Here is a 16,425-nt window from a genome sequence, read left to right on the forward strand (position 1 = left end):
TGTTCTATTTAAATTTGTAAGAGATCATTACTCCACCTCTGTAAGGTATAATTTCACCACTTTTATTTAACTTTTCAGCTCCATCGTAGCGTTCTCCCGTTACACGGTCATATCCTTTATAGAATCCTTGAGATGTTCCGACTGTAGCATACAGATCCAGGTTCCAACGTTCAGATAACTGAAACTGATATCCCCCTGTGATACCTAGCATCAATGAAAATCCTTTTTGATAAAGGTCGGTATTTTGATAAACCACTCCTGCTTCTGTAGTAAGGGTTCCTTCTTTCCAATAGCTCCATTTTTGGAGATTATAGGCAGCAAATGAAATATTGGCTCCTACGTACCAATGCTTGAATGCTTCTTTAAAATAATACCTTCCTTCTGCAGATACTGAATAGATTTGTAGTTCATGTCCTGCAAAAGACTTCCAGGGTGAGATAAGAACATCTCCCTGAATAGTATATTTAGGGCTTATTTGTTTTTCTATACCAAGATTGATAATACCTATTGGAGCTAACAGAGCATTTCCTTTTATGTATAAACTCTTTTCCCCGCTTTGCTTCTGTTCCTGTGCATTTAGAGATCCTACTGCCAATAAGGCCAAGGCACTTACTAATACTCTGTACTTCATCAATGTGTTATTTTATTTGATTTAATAATTCTTCTGCTAATTTAGAGTCCTTGTTGGACTGAGTGGCTATATTTCTGGACATCTCTGCATAATTTTTTGCCATCTCCTTGTTACCGGTTAAAAAGTAAAGCTTACCAAGAATATAAGTGTTTTCAGAGGTTTCTCCTCTCATTACTGACTTTTCTGCCCATTCAGTAGCTTTCTTTAATGATGATGGAGTTTTTACATGATCTAAAAATACCCATGCTGCTCTTAACAACTCATCAGGATTAAATGAATCCGAGTTTTTGTAATAATCAAGGGCTGCTTTTTCATACTCAGGAAAATTGGCATTTTGTTCGTAATAACTGAGCTTGGTTTGATTAAGTTTTGCGGTAGCTAACTGCTTGCCAACTAAGGGTTCAGCTGTTTTCAGAAAATACTCATCATTGATTCTTTTATTTTTATCATCAATGGATTGCTCAACAACTTTTGATAGCTTCAACTGGGCATCAAATTCGTTATAGGTTTCTTCCGGAAGGTACTTGATAATATCTGATTTTCTCGAAGAAAAAGCTTTATAATTGGAATCTTCGGTTGATTTTAAGAAAAATAATAAATATCCAATTTCATCCTTTGAAAATTCTTCAGTGCTTTTTTTGTTTTCAAAATATCTTTCTGAAGCTTTCTTGGCAAATTCGTAATCAGTATCAGAATTAAGTTTCATAATATTGATCAGGAATGTAGGGTCTTTTTCTCCCTTGGCAAATCTATCTTTTAGTGAACTTTTATTATTCCCCGGTGAATTGATATCCTGAGCCATTGCTACAAATAGACTTTCCTCCATATAGCCGGTATTTCTGGAAACAAGCTCACCATCACCATTCAGGAAAAGATAAGTAGGATAAGAGCGAACCCCATACTTGGCTGCAATTTCTCTTCCTTCTCCTTTTTCCATATCAAATCTTGCATTAATGAAGGTTGTATTATAATAGTCTTTTACCGATTTCTGAGGAAAAACATTTTTCTCCATCATTTTACAGGGACCACACCATGAAGCATACGCATCAATAAAAACCAATTTTTTTTCCTTTTTGGCTTTTGCTATAATTTCCTTGAATGGGAGGTCCTGGAACTGGATTGATTCCTGTGCTGAAATAATGATAGAACAAAAAATAGAGATTCCGGAGATGATCTTCTTCATTTTCAAATTAGATTTGTAGGCGAAGATAACTAATTTCAAAATATTTAAGTGCGTAATCTGCTGATTGAATATCTATATTAACTAATTTTAAGATTTATCGCTTTTCTGATCCTGTTCTAAGGCATACAAAAAACTTATTTTTCAGAAAAAATATTTTGACCCTACATTTTGACCCTCCAAACAGTCCTGTTGATCACTTGTTTTCAATTATTTTTAATTCACTTTTTGGTCCTGAAATCTTTGTTATATCTTTGCAAACTAATAAATTATCTGCGGAAGAATCACAAAAATAGGCTTTGCTATAAGTATTGCCGGAATCTTTCTTTTGAGGAAAATAACAATGTAGAAGATCTTGAGTATTCAATTTAAACATACCTTATCCCGAAAATCTGTTTACATTACAGCAATTTCTGTCTGCTTCATCGCGGTGGCCGCATTTGCTGTTCTAAGTCTCTTAATCACAGAAGACAGCCGGAAAAATACTGAGGATTTTGCAAGAAAAACGTTCTTCCGGAAATATGAATCGGTAGAAAATGAATTTAGAAATATTGAAGACTATCAATACCTGCTTCGTGAATTGATCCAAAAAGATGGCCTGAAGAATTATAAAGACTATTCTTTGGTTTTAAATGGGTTAAACAAAAAAAGAAATCTTTTAACTTACAGCTGGTACTATTATGATAAGAATGGAAACGGAAAATCTGAAAGCAACAATCCTTTAGCCGATCTTTTTAAAAATAGGGAAAGCACAGAAAAGTCGGTTGCTATAAAAAACAATGGTCCGGGACACTTTAAAGATCTTCTGATTACTCGCAAAGACAGTATCTATTGGGTGAGTTATGATTCTCTTGTACTTCCTGGTAAAAATAGATTGTATTACGGCTCTACGGTAAGTCTGGATGATCTTCATCAGTATTTTATCAACGTAGATAAGAGTTCCAATACGTATGCCTATGTCTTTACAAAGGAGGGGATTTGTATTACTCATCCGGAAAAAAAATACCTTGGAAAAAATATTTTTGAATTTACAGATATTAAACCACAAGATACCCTATGTAATACCATAAAATCCGGATATACAGAAAGAACTGCTGTTTCTGAATATCTTGGAGTGGAAGTTACCCGATTTATAAAACCTTTAAAAACAGATAATTTTGATGGGTATACCGTGGTAAATCACGTTAACTTTATTATTGATGAAAATACCAACAAAGTAAAAACCTATACCATTTATATATTTCTGGCTGCTCTGTTCCTTATTGTAACAGTCTTTATTTTGTTTCAAAGGTCAGCCAGCATTGCCTACAGAGAAAAAGAAAAGATACAAACAGAGAAAAACTTATTGCTGGTGGAAAATGAAAAAATGCACAAGGCAGAGGTGATTAATCAGTTGCAGCAGCTTAAAAATAATATCAACCCGCATTTTTTGTTCAATTCATTGAACTCGCTTTATATGCTGATTGGGATCAATAAGGATAATGCTCAGAAGTTTACCATGAACCTTTCTAAGATTTATAGGTACCTGATTGTTCCCCCAAAGGAAAATATAGTTTCTGTTGCCAAGGAAATTGATTTTATCCAAAAATATATGGAACTTCTGAAAAGCAGGTTTGATGAAGAACTTAGCTTTGAACTTATTATCAATTGTCCTGAAAGTTTAGAAAAACGGATTCCTTATCTATCTCTGCAAATTGTAGTGGAAAATGCTATAAAACATAATATTGCAACAATAGATCAACCGCTGGAAATCATTATTATCGTAGAAAAGGAGGGGATTACGGTGAAGAATACCTGGCAGCCTAAAACAGAGGTGGTTCAGGGTGAGAAATTCGGAATTGATTATTTGAATCAGGTTTATGAGTATTTTAAGAATAATCTGTTTCATATTTCTGTAGATGGTGAAAATTTCATATGTTTTTTGCCATTAATGAAGTAAAATAAAAAAATCCATTCACTCCCAAAAAACAACCTCTCACTCCCTAATATTATTTAATAATTCACTATACCTATAGCTTTGCTAGCTGAAACTAAGATATTTACTATTTGGAATGAATCGGACTATTTTAATGAAGAATTACAGACTTGCTCTGTATCTAGGACTAGCATTGGCTTCGCCGGCAGTACTGGCACAGAAAAAGGATACTGTAAAAACGGCCAAGGACAAAGCTGAAAAAACAGATGTTTCATCATCAAAAAAAGCAAAAAAAATTGACGAACTGATCAAAAAAGGAACCTATAAAAAGGGGATTTTCAATACGATACAGGTAAAAACGGATGTTTATTTTGAAATACCGGACAGTTTGATGGGACGCCAGTTTTTGGTAGTCAACAAGCTATCTCAGGTACCTATGCAGGTGAATGAAGCAGGTTTAAATAAAGGAATGAACTATGAAAATAAGATCATTTCTTTTCACCGTGACAGACTAGCCAAGAAAGTATGGGTTAAAACTTCTGAGGCTAAAGTGTCTTCACCTAAAAATGATGCCATTACAAAATCTGTTAAGGATAACTTTTCAGAATCTGTAATTGAGGTGTTTGATATTGAAGCACAAAACAATGATTCCACTTCAGTAGCCATTAAGGTGAACAAGGTTTTTGACGGAAATCAGAAGAGTTTTAATGATGTTTTGGCGAATGTAGGCCTTGGCGGATCAGTAAAATCAAGTCTTTCCTATATAGAAGGAGTAAAAACATTTCCACAAAACCTTGTTGTGAAGTCTCAGCTGAGTACTTCCGTAAATGAAGGAGGGGTAGATTTACCGGTGACATTGGGAGTTACTAGTAATCTGGTATTGCTACCTAGCGTACCTATGAAACCTAGAGTTTCAGATGCTAGAGTAGGGTTTTTCTCTGAAAAACATTGGACTTTCAATGATCGTCAGCAGAAAATGGACGAAAAGTTCTTCATCACGAGATGGAACCTAGAGCCTAAAGATGAAGACAAGGAGAAATATCTTAGAGGAGAACTGGTAGAACCTAAAAAACAAATTGTTTATTATATAGATCCTGCGACTCCAAAACAATGGCGTGAAAAAATTATTGCAGGAGTACATGATTGGCAGGTTGCCTTTGAACAGGCAGGTTTTAAAAACGCTGTGATTGCAAAAATGCCGGATGAAAAGGATGAAGACTTTGATATTGATGATGTAAGGTATTCCGTAATCACCTATGCGGCTTCACCGAAGTCAAATGCAATGGGCCCATCAGTAGTAGATCCAAGAAGTGGTGAAATTATTGAAGCCGATATCATCTGGTGGCACAATGTAATGACTTCTCTTCATGACTGGATGAGAATTCAGACTGGTGCAATAGACCCGAAAGCCAGAGGAAATAAGTTTAGTGATGAACATATGGGAGAAGCTATCCGATTTGTTTCATCTCATGAAGTAGGGCATACATTCGGGTTGAAGCACAATATGGGCGCATCTTTCTCATTCCCTGTAGAATCACTTCGCTCAAAGGAATTTACAGATAGAATGGGTGGAACTGCACCTTCCATTATGGATTATGCACGTTACAACTATGTAGCCCAGCCGGAAGATGGTGTTACAGCAATCACTCCGAAAATTGGGCTTTATGATAAATATGCCATTGAATGGGGGTATCGTTGGTATCCGGATGAATTTGTTGAGAAAAAAGCATTGAGAAACCTGATTGAAAAACATCAAGATGACCCCATGTACTTCTACGGAGAACAGCAAAGTTACCTGGAAACAATAGATCCGCGTTCGCAGTCTGAAGATTTGGGAGATGATGCAATGAAGGCAAGCGAATACGGAATGAAAAACCTGAAAGTGGTTGTAGATAATCTTTTAAAATGGACCTATGAAGATGGTAAAGATTATACAGCAACAGGTAAGCTGTATTTAGAAGCTATTGGGCAATGGGACTTGTATACAGGGCATGTAATGGCGAATGTAGGAGGTATCTATCTGAATAATACTGTTTTTGGTAACAAGAAAAAAGCGTACGAACCGGTTCCTGCCGAAATACAGAGAAGAGCAGTTGATTACCTTGTTAAAAATGCAATCAACCTTCCGGAATGGTTATTCTTCAACCCAATTACAGAGAAGACCTATCCGGTTAAAAATTCACCAATGGGGCCATTTGAGCAGACGCCATATACCTTGGCAAGAGGTATGCAGTATGCCAATATTTACTCCCTGTTTATGGATGACAGACTGCTTAGGTTACTTGAAAATGAATTAAAACATGAAGTTTCAGGTTCTAAGGATGAAATTTATACCGTGGAGAATCTATTTGACCAGGTAAGAACAGCCGTTTTCAATAAAAAGGGAAGCCTGACAATTTTTGAAAAAATGGCACAGAAGAACTATGTGGATGCGATGATTGTTTCAGTGAATAAATTGTTCGAAAAAACAGCAGTAAAAGGGTTAAAAACAGATCATAATCTGAATATGCCAATGATCTGTAATTATCACGAAGAAGATAAAAATCTTAGAAACATTAATTACTCATCCATGAAAAGGGTATCTGAAGTAACTACTTATAAGAGAGCAGAATTACAAAAAGTTCTGGACTTGCTGAATAGAACCAGATACAAAGGTGATGACGCTTCAAGAGCTCATTACACAGATTTAATTATTCGTATTGAAGAGGCTTTAAATAAATAAACAGCTATGAAAAAAACTCTAATACTTTTACCTCTTTTAGCTGCTCAGGTCGCGTTTGCTCAGGAAAAGAAAACGATTACAGGAAAGATAGAAGATGGTAATACTTCCGGCGCAATTGCCGGTGCATCTATAAAAATAGAAGCCCAATCTGTTTCTACAAAAACTGATTTGGACGGGATTATTGAAAGTGTATCAGTAGGTACAGTTGCCGATAAAGACGGAAAGTTTATACTGGAAGTACCGGCAGGCACAAAGTCTATATTGATAAGTTATCCGGGTTACGAGTCCAGGATGATATTAATCAATGAGGATAAAACAAATTATACGGTGAGGCTGAGCCCTGAGGTTTCAGACAAAAATAAAATTCAGGAGGTTATCATTACCGGATATCAGAAAATTGAAAAACGTAAGCAAACTTCAGCGGTAGCTACGGTAAAAATGGATAACATAAGCCAGGCTGGGGTAGCAAGTGTAGACCAGATGCTGGCAGGACAGATTGCAGGGGTTGCAGTTGCTCCTCAAACCGGTGCTCCGGGTGCTCCGGCAAAAATAAGAATTCGTGGAACGGCTTCATTGTCCGGTCCACAGGATCCACTATGGGTAATTGACGGGCTTCCATTAGAGGGAAATGACGTGCCGAACTTCACAGATAAAGATAATATTGACCAGCTTCAGAATTTCTCTATTGCAGGGTTGAATCCTAACGATATTGAGGATATTACCATCCTGAAAGATGCTGCTGCAACGGCAATTTATGGAGCGAGGGCAGCCAACGGAGTAATTTCCATTACCACAAAAAAAGGGAAAAAGGGAAGTATGAAGTTAAACTTCTCAGCAGATACTTTTATCACAGCCCGTCCTGATTTTGACCGTTTGAACCTTTTGAATGCCTCTGAAAAAGTAGATCTTGAGCTAATGCTTGCAAAGCGTGCAGACCTTACTTACCGTGCTGATAAAGGAGAAGTGATGAGAATTTTAACTCAGAATAACCAACTTGATGATTTTAGAAGCGGAGGCTTAGATGCTTTGAATCCATTGACGCGTCAGCAGCTTAATACATTAAGAAATAATAATACCGACTGGGGGAAATTACTTTACAGAAATGCCATCAACAAGCAGTATGGAGTAAGCATTTCAGGAGGTAGTGATACTTCTGACTATTATTTCTCACTAGGATATTTTGATGAAGAGGGAACAACCATTGGAACTGGTTTTAAAAGGTATAACCTAACCCTGAAAAACAATTATAAACTAAGTGATAAGTTAAATGCAGGAATCTCTATTTTCGGTACACAGAGCGAGAGACAATCGTTCATGACGGATGCAGATGCTGCAGCAAGTCCTATCAACTATTCAAGAAATGCCAATCCGTACATGAATCCTTTCAATCCGGATGGAAGTTACAAATATGATAAGGATATAGATGGTTTTGCAGATACTTATATTCCTTTCAATTTCCTTGAAGAAAGAGAGAATACAAGTTATACACTGAAGAATCACTCGTTAAAGGCAATATTGGACTTAGAGTACAAAGCAACCAGAAACCTGAGATTTACTTCACAGTTGGGTATTCAGTATGATACCAATAAGACGGAAAAATATGCTGGACAGGAAACCTACTTTACGAGAAAGATGAAAGAAGGAACCCGTTACTATAAAGATGGTGCATACCGTTATTTCCTGCCTGCCGGAGATATCAAGCAGAACTGGAATAATGATTTCTTTCAGTATAACTGGAAGTTGCAGGGAACCTACAATACAAAAATCAATTCCGTACATGAAATTGATTTGATGGCGGGAACTGAACTTCGTAAGACGGAAGATAATACTACGCTTACCAGAGCTTTTGGTTATAATAAGAATACCAGAACAGCAACTCCTATAGCTTTTCCTAGCTCCAATTTTGCAGCAGAAAAGAAGTATGAGACCTACCGTGAAATGCCACCTGTAGAGAATGCTTATGCATCAATGTTTGCTACGGCTTCTTATACATATGATCAGAAATATACCTTCTTTGGAAGTGTAAGATATGACGGAACCAATTTATTCGGAGTCAATAAAAAATATAAATATCTTCCAATATGGGCTGTGTCAGGATCTTGGTTGGTAACGAAGGAAAACTTCATGAAGAATATCACAGCTGTTTCCAATCTTAGACTAAGAGCTTCTTATGGTCTGCAGGGGAATATTGACCGTAATACTTCACCTTTCTTTATTGGTGAATACAACTATGCAAACATTCTTCCGGGAATGAGAGAAGACGTGATCAATGTGATCAGCCCGCCAAATGATAAACTTCGTTGGGAAAAAACAACCAATATCAACTTTGGACTTGATTTGGGGTTATTTAATAACCGTGTGAATCTTACCGCAGATGTTTACAACAGAAAAGGAACGGATATGATCAGTATGAAAGAAACTCCGCTTGAAACCGGATTCGAATACACCATGATGAACTGGGGTAGTCTTACCAATAAAGGTTTTGAATTGGCGTTATCTACCAGAAACATCAACAAGGAGAACTTCAAATGGTCAACTACTATCAATTTTGCTCATAACAAGAGTAATGTCCTTAGCGAACAGCCTCGTGATAATGCGATGCTTCCGTCAAGAGAAGGACTTCCTGTAAATGCTGTGTTTGCCCTGAAAACGGCAGGGATGGATGAGAATGGTAACCCCATGTTCTGGAAAGGAAATGAAAAGGTAAAAGCTGCAGATTTCTTTAAACTTTATGATGTATATGCAGATTTTCTTCCGGGTCAGTTTGTAGATACAAAACTTTCAAACGAAGAATTAAGAAACCTGTTTACCTATGTAGGAGATAGAGACCCTAAGTTTACCGGAGGAATTATCAACACCTTTAAAGTTCATAATTTTGACTTTACCGTTGCCGCTACATTCAACTTCAAGCAGACTGTAATGCGTACTCCATCTTACAGAGGAATGGATTTCGACAGAGGAAGAAACTATACAAGAGAGATATACGAAGCAGGAAACTCTTTGCCGGGAATTACAAGTCCTGATATGGATGCAAACCCAGATGGATGGATGGCCAACAAATGGTTTGCCGGTAACCGTTCCAATACCTACGGATTACTTGATATATGGGCTAAAGAGGTGAGTTATGTAAGAATCAGCAGTATTCGTTTAGGGTATACACTTCCTAAGGAATTTACTGCTCCTATGGGAATCACTAGTCTTAGATTAAGTGTTGAAGGACGTAACCTATTTGTATTCAGCAATGGCTACGAAGGGTATTTTGATCCGGAAACCTATGGTAATATCTATGCACAGCCTATTACAAAGTCTGTTACAATAGGATTTAATGTTTCTTTTTAAAACTTGAAAACAATGAAAAAAATAACAACAATTATAGCGCTAGCAGTAATCAGCTTTACCAGTATAGGGTGTGACAGGTTTTTGGATGTACAACCAGAGGGAAAAGTTATTCCGGTAACTGTAGAAGATTATCGTAAGGTTCTTACATCTGCCTATGCAAAATATCCGTCTCACAAATCTCTTTCTGTGCTTCGTACAGATGAGGTAAATATTAATGAAAATATAAGTGATTTTAACGTTTATCGTGAAATTGCAATGTGGAAGGATGCCAATAATGACTCGGCAACAGCAGAATTTCCTTGGGTGAAGTTTTATTCAGTGGTTTTTTACCTGAACCAAATCATCAATGAAGGAAGCAAGACAATGCAGGACTCTCCGGAGAAACAACAGATTCTTGCAGAGGCCTATGCACTGCGTGCCTATGTGTATTTTGACATGGTTAACCTATACGGAAAGCCGTATAATAGCGCTACAGCCTCTACAGACAGAGGAGTTCCTATCAATCTTGAAATGGATCTTGAAGCAGTATTGAAGCCATCTTCCGTACAGGAAGTTTATAATCAGGTTCATGCAGATATAAGTAAGGCAGAAGGACTTATGGTAGAGCAACAGCAGTCTGCAGGTATCAATTATAGATTTTCCAAAGTAGCATTATTGGCTTTGCAGGCCAGAACTGCCCTTTATGAAAATGATTGGAATAAGGCATTATCCTATGCAGATCAGGCATTAGCTATAAAAGGAGAACTGAGCAACTTAAACACTAGCAATACAGCTCCACATCATTATATGTCTGTAGAATCTATCATGGCTTTGGATGATGTATTTGACAGTGCTGCACAGAACTTATCCTTTGCATCTGCTGAGCTGATCTCAAAATTCAACAGCACTACAGATAAAAGATTCAAAATCTATTTTGAAAAAAATGGAAGCCAGTATAAAATCATTAAAAAAGGAAGCTCTGAATTCAAAGTATCCTTTAGAACTACTGAAATGTATTTTATAAAATCTGAGGCATTATTGAAGCTTGGAAAACTGAGTGAGGCAAAAGAAGCCTTATCAAAGGTATTAAAAAACAGATATACTGCTGAAGGATATGCTTCAGTGCAAAATGATATTACCCCAATGAATGCTACAGACTTCATGAACTTTATTCTTGATGAAAGGTTCAGAGAATTTGCAGCAGAGGGACATAGATGGTTCGATCTGAGAAGAGCAAACCAAAAAACAATTACCCATACCATCAATGGTAAGGAATATATTCTTCAACAGAATGATGTGAGATATACGATAGAATATCCGATGAGTGCGAAGAAGAATAATCCTAATTTATAACACTTCATATTAACAACCCTTGAAACCGCTTGAACTTGATTGTTTTAGCGGTTTTTTTGTACTTTTGCAATGTTATGAAAATTGCAATTATAGAAGATGAATTGCTGGCAGTTAATTATCTGAAGAATTTATTGGATAAACAAAACATAGTCTCAGTCACTGATACTGTGGTTCTTCGGTCAAAAAAACAGGCAATAGAATTCTTCGAAAAAGACTCCGCAGACCTTATTTTTATGGATATCCATTTAGGAGATGGGATGAGTCTTGAAATCTTTGAACAGGTTGAACTCTTTACTCCAATTATTTTCATAACAGCCTTTGATGAGTATGCCATGAGGGTTTTCAGGCACTTTACCATAGATTATCTTCTGAAACCTTTTGAAGAAGAAGATTTACATCAAGCATTGCAAAAATTCATTTCCATTAGTAATTTCGATCCTGAACCTGTATTGAGATCTATCTCTACATTGCGTCAGGATGATTCTGAGGTGATGAAGCGCTTTATGGTAAGAGAAGGAAATAAACTTAAATCTGTGGATGAACAGAATACAGCTTACTTCTTTGCTTCTGGAAAATATCTTTTTCTTACTACAAAAGATCATCAAACCTATATTTATGATGATACCATCAAGGATATCATTCAAAAACTGAATCCTAATTTATTTTTTAAAGTTAACCGCAAGTTTATCATCAATAAAGAAGCTGTTACAGAGATTATTAAACACTCAAGCCAGAAAGTAGAATTGAGACTTTCTCCTGAACCTGAAGTGAATACTGGCGTTTTTATCAGTAAAATGCAGATCGCCGAGTGTCTGAACTGGCTGAATAGCTGATGTTTTAATTGCAGATTATAAACTTTAATGGCTGCTTTTGTAAGTAGTTATGGTGCATCAATAGATTAATATGGAGGATTGGAGGTACTCAAATTAACCCATTTAAGCATGTTCGTATGATTCTTTTTTTAAGCAATGACTTAATAAATAGGATATTATCAACATAAAAAAGCTCTTTTGTTGATGTTGAATAAAAAATCATAAGAAATGCTAAAAAAACTTAAATTTGTGATGAAGAACACTTTTTAATAAGGCACAGATTAGATTGTTTTTGATACAGTCTGTTTTCTCGTTTTAAGTTTTGCTTTAACTTTATTATAAAGTTTTTTAAACTATAAAACTTGTTTTGAAAAAAAATATGACTCATACACCATTTTATATTTTCCTTTCAGTCTTCCTATTTACCACATCAGTAAAATCTCAAAATAAAAATGATCAGAAATTTGATGCAGCTTATTTTAGGTCTTTCAAGGAGGAACAGGTAGATCATATGCTTAAAATTGGAGACTCTCTTTATGAAAAATCACAAACAGAAGCTCAAAAAATAAAATCACTTGTAGTGATCGCTTCCGCCTATTCCAGAAAGCTGAATGCCAGTAAATCTATTAGATATTGGAAGAAAATAGACTCTATGAGTAAAAAAGCCAAGTTTCCGGATTGGGAGACTCTGGCTAATGAACGCCTTGCAGCCGAGTATTTAAAATTAGATCTTAAAGATGCGAGTAAACAGTTTATAGACAGGGCAGTGGCAGCCAGCAAGTCATTGTCCGGATCATTGGAAAGCAAGTATATCTATGCCATGATGCTTGAAACAGAGGCGTTACAAAAAATTGAAGATAGAGATACATTAGGCTTTATAAAAGGGATCAAAAATAACCAGGCCTACCTGAAAACAATTCCTGAGAATGATATTACCAACTATCTCTTAGGAAGATCACTTCTGAAACTTGGTGAAGTATATGTTCAGAAAAACAATCTTGACTCTGCAGATTATTCATTTCATAAAGCTGAGAATAACCTGAAAAAATCTGTCATCAAATCTTATTATAATGAAAATGCATTGCTTTACAGAGGTTTGGGGAATCTTGCCATGAAACGTAAGCAGTTTGAAGAAGCCCGAATTCACCTATTAAAGGCAAAAGAAATTGCCCTTGCCAATAAAAATAAAGAAGTGATTGATGTTGTCATCAATGACCTCAGAAATTACTACAGAAATGTACATGATTATAAAGGATTGCTTGAAATTAACCAGATTAAAGATTCTATTGACCTTATAAAAAGGGACGAGCTTGTTACCCTTGCCGATCAGGATTTTAAAGAAGAATTTGCCAAAAAAAATAAATTCAAAGAATATATGTATATCCTAATCTCAGTATCCATAGTACTGGCGGTTTTTGTGATTGGATTATTTTTTTATTATAAGAAGCAAAAAAAGAAAAGTAAACTACAGTTTGAAAAAATTATTGACCATCTTAAACAACAACAGAAAACAGGAAATACAGATTCACCTGTCCTTTCTGTAGTACAGGAGCATTTGGAATCAGAGGTTAAAGATGATACTGCTCTCCAGATCAGTGCAGAGAAAGAAGAAGAGCTGGTGAGGAGCATGAAGGATTTTGAACAGAAGCATTTATATCTGGATAAAAATATTTCGAGGCCTAAGATGGCATCCCATCTCAATACCAACACTAAATATCTGTCCTATATTATAAGAAAATACAGAAATTCAGATTTCAGTGATTATATTAACCATCATAGGATTGATTATATCGTCAAAAAACTTTATACAGAATCTGAATACAGAAACTATAAGATTAGTTATTTAGCCGAAATGTGCGGTTATTCCTCTCATAGCAGATTTGCCAATATCTTTAAAAAGCATATGGATATTTCACCTTCTGATTTTATCTCCCAACTTCAGAAAAGGGCTCAAGACGGTCCTGATATTCGATAAAAACAACCCCTGATTTATAAATCAGGGGTTGTTTTTTAGTAAACTATGAATAATTGAAAGTTATAAATCTTAATAGTCTATTGAATATTAATATTTTACAACAGATAATCCTGTCACTATTCGGGAATAATAACAGCCCTTTTGTTGGGAGCTTGAAATATTCGCTTTAAGTTTATCTCAGCTAAATATTTAGCGATTTCCCTTATATGTAAGAGTATGAGTGAAAGAAGAGAGAATATATTTTTGGAATAATATTACACTAATATCCTTTTATATAAAATATTTTTAACATGTTTTTTAATATGATAAAGATGTTTGGCCTGTCCGTTCTAGGGACGGGTTTTTTTTGTAAAACAAACAAAATAATTCTAATTTATATAATGGGAATTATTTTGTTTAGTTGTTATTTAATGTTTTGATTTTGAGTGTTTTAATTTGTGTTTTAGGGTGTTGTTATTCGCGAATAGTAACAGGCCTTTGATTGTAGGGTTTGAAATTTGAAGATAATTTTGCAATATTAAATGATGAGAAGAGATTTTACTTTTTAGGACTTATTCTCAACAGTTCTTTGGGGAGTTCCCTGGTCGTTATGAATGACTTTCCCCGAAGGCTTTTTTTATTCATCTTTCCATTGTTTAAGATCTGATTCTAAAAAACATTAAAAATATATAATCATGAAAAAAAAGAATGTAATCTTATTGGTTGGTACCCTGTTTTCATCTATTACGATGTATTCACAGGTCGGTATCAATACAAATGCTCCGGCAGCAACCTTGGAAGTTTCTTCAGTGCCTGGTAGTATCAATAAAGCAGATGGAATTATTACCCCAAAACTAAGAGGATCAGAACTTAAATCAAAAGATGCAGCTTATGGCTCTGCCCAGACAGGAGCTATTATTTATATTACTGAGGGTTTATTACTCTCAAATACCACTCCAAAGACTAGAAAGGTGGTTACAGCCGGATATTATTATTTTAACGGAACGGAGTGGATTCGCATTAATGACGTTGGAGTTGCTCCATTAACGAAAGTTGCCTTTAACGCCTCTGGAACTCCCGAAGCTGCAATTATTAATGTAAATGTCTACAAAAGACTTTCATTTCCTACAGTGAATATTACCGTAGATCCTGAAATTGGAACCTGGGATAGCACATCCAATGAGCTTACTGTGAGTAAAAGAGGTGTTTATACCATTACAGCATCTCTGATTTATGAGAATGTTGCATCCCTAGGCGGTGCTACTCTTATTATCCGAGGAGGTGTTGAAAATGAACTGTCAAGCTCTGTTGCTGTATCCGGCCCTGGACCTTACACCCAGCGAAATAATATGACTTCAAGTATGGTTCTGAATCCAGGCGATAAAGTATGGGTAGAAGGAGCCAGGATTAGTTCTAATTGGACAGTTGGGAAGAGAAGTCTCAATATTACCTTTTCCGAAATTAACTGATAGTACATCAGCATTTATTCAACAGCAAGGTGTTTTATCCAATCTATTCTAATAACAACTTTAATAATAACTTATAAATATTTGATAATGCAATTTTTGAAAAAAGAAAAATTATTTTTATGGATCAGTATGTTTTTTTCTATCACCCTTTATTCTCAGGTTGGAATCAATACTACACAACCTAATGTTACCTTTGAAGTGGTATCACAGGCAAGTAATATTTCCAAAGCGGACGGGTTCATCGCTCCAAAATTGAAAGGAAGTGAGTTGAAAGCTAAAGATGCAGTTTATAGCGGTCCGCAGACCGGTACAATTATCTACATTACTGAAGCTCTGGCTACCAATAATACTACCCCAAAGACCCGAAATGTGGTGGATACCGGATATTACTATTTCAATGGTAATGAATGGATGAGGTTTAATGATTTGGGAAGAGCCCCTTTAATGGTGACAGCCTTTAATGGGAGTGGTCTTGCAGATGCAGGCATCGTAGTACCAGCAGGAACTTCTTATAAATTTCCCTTTCCTACAGTGAATATAGCAGCAGATTCTGCTATTGCTACTTGGGATAGCTTATCCAATGAATTTACAGTAGTTAAAAAAGGAGTTTATACCATTGCAACATCCATCAGAATGGAAAATATAGAAACCTTTGGAAGTGCATCATTAATTATTCATGGGGGAGCTCAAACCGGAATTTCAGGTGCAACAGCAGCTGGCGGAGGTACAGGTGTACCCATCAACAACAGTTTTGCCATGATCCTGGAACCTGGAGATAAAATATGGGCAGAGGGCTTTCGGGCAGCTACTACCTCAAGCTGGTCTTTGGGAAGAAGATCTATTAATATTACTTTTTCAGAGATTAAGTAGATTTAAATAAGAGTGAACGCTATGGTTAATCTAATTTTTTAGAATAGTGTTTTACAGCATTCATTGTATTGTGTATTAAGTCGGTCTTTAGGGCCGGCTTTTGTCTGTTACAATTCAGGAATATTGACAGGCATTATCTTGTGAAAATATAAATTAAAAGATAGGTTTGTTATATAGATTTTTAATCAATGTACATAGTCT

At 35.8% G+C, this 16,425-nt stretch carries 10 protein-coding genes; 8 read left to right on the forward strand and 2 right to left on the reverse strand.

The annotated features are described in order from the left end of the window. Nucleotides 1-4: 4 nt before the first annotated feature. Together C7D53_RS03905 and C7D53_RS03910 are read right to left on the reverse strand one after the other, a co-directional pair. Nucleotides 5-631, reverse strand: coding sequence for a DUF3575 domain-containing protein (locus C7D53_RS03905; protein WP_106915064.1), 627 nt, complete (start codon nucleotides 629-631; stop codon nucleotides 5-7). 7 nt (nucleotides 632-638) lie between these two features. Then, nucleotides 639-1,814 (reverse strand): thioredoxin family protein, encoded by a 1,176-nt coding sequence (locus C7D53_RS03910; protein WP_106915065.1) that lies wholly within the window; start codon nucleotides 1,812-1,814, stop codon nucleotides 639-641. A 352-nt stretch (nucleotides 1,815-2,166) separates the two neighbouring features. On the opposite strand from C7D53_RS03910, the gene C7D53_RS03915 reads away from it, so the two are divergent. The 8 genes from C7D53_RS03915 (at nucleotide 2,167) to C7D53_RS03950 (ending at nucleotide 16,224) form a co-directional block, all read left to right on the forward strand. After that, on the forward strand, nucleotides 2,167-3,750 hold the full coding sequence (locus C7D53_RS03915) for a histidine kinase (protein ID WP_106915066.1): 1,584 nt from the start codon (nucleotides 2,167-2,169) through the stop codon (nucleotides 3,748-3,750). A 112-nt stretch (nucleotides 3,751-3,862) separates the two neighbouring features. Further along, nucleotides 3,863-6,448 (forward strand): zinc-dependent metalloprotease, encoded by a 2,586-nt coding sequence (locus tag C7D53_RS03920; RefSeq protein ID WP_106915067.1) that lies wholly within the window; start codon nucleotides 3,863-3,865, stop codon nucleotides 6,446-6,448. Nucleotides 6,449-6,454: 6 nt separating this feature from the next. Beyond that, nucleotides 6,455-9,787 (forward strand): SusC/RagA family TonB-linked outer membrane protein, encoded by a 3,333-nt coding sequence (locus tag C7D53_RS03925; RefSeq protein ID WP_106915068.1) that lies wholly within the window; start codon nucleotides 6,455-6,457, stop codon nucleotides 9,785-9,787. A 12-nt stretch (nucleotides 9,788-9,799) separates the two neighbouring features. After that, the gene (locus tag C7D53_RS03930) at nucleotides 9,800-11,119 is read left to right on the forward strand and encodes a RagB/SusD family nutrient uptake outer membrane protein (RefSeq protein ID WP_106915069.1); all 1,320 of its coding nucleotides are present in this window, start codon (nucleotides 9,800-9,802) and stop codon (nucleotides 11,117-11,119) included. Between the two features lie 74 nt (nucleotides 11,120-11,193). Beyond that, nucleotides 11,194-11,952, forward strand: coding sequence for a LytR/AlgR family response regulator transcription factor (locus tag C7D53_RS03935; protein WP_106915070.1), 759 nt, complete (start codon nucleotides 11,194-11,196; stop codon nucleotides 11,950-11,952). Nucleotides 11,953-12,310: 358 nt separating this feature from the next. Continuing rightward, entirely contained in the window at nucleotides 12,311-13,906 is a 1,596-nt protein-coding gene (locus tag C7D53_RS03940) for a helix-turn-helix domain-containing protein (protein WP_106915071.1), read from the forward strand. A gap of 674 nt (nucleotides 13,907-14,580) precedes the next feature. Then, nucleotides 14,581-15,354, forward strand: coding sequence for a hypothetical protein (locus C7D53_RS03945; RefSeq protein WP_106915072.1), 774 nt, complete (start codon nucleotides 14,581-14,583; stop codon nucleotides 15,352-15,354). A gap of 87 nt (nucleotides 15,355-15,441) precedes the next feature. Then, nucleotides 15,442-16,224 carry a hypothetical protein gene (locus tag C7D53_RS03950; protein WP_106915073.1) on the forward strand — a complete coding sequence of 261 codons (783 nt, stop codon included), beginning with the start codon at nucleotides 15,442-15,444 and terminating at the stop codon, nucleotides 16,222-16,224. Nucleotides 16,225-16,425: the final 201 nt, after the last annotated feature.

The organism is Chryseobacterium aurantiacum, assembly GCF_003020585.1.
Taxonomy (GTDB): domain Bacteria; phylum Bacteroidota; class Bacteroidia; order Flavobacteriales; family Weeksellaceae; genus Chryseobacterium; species Chryseobacterium aurantiacum.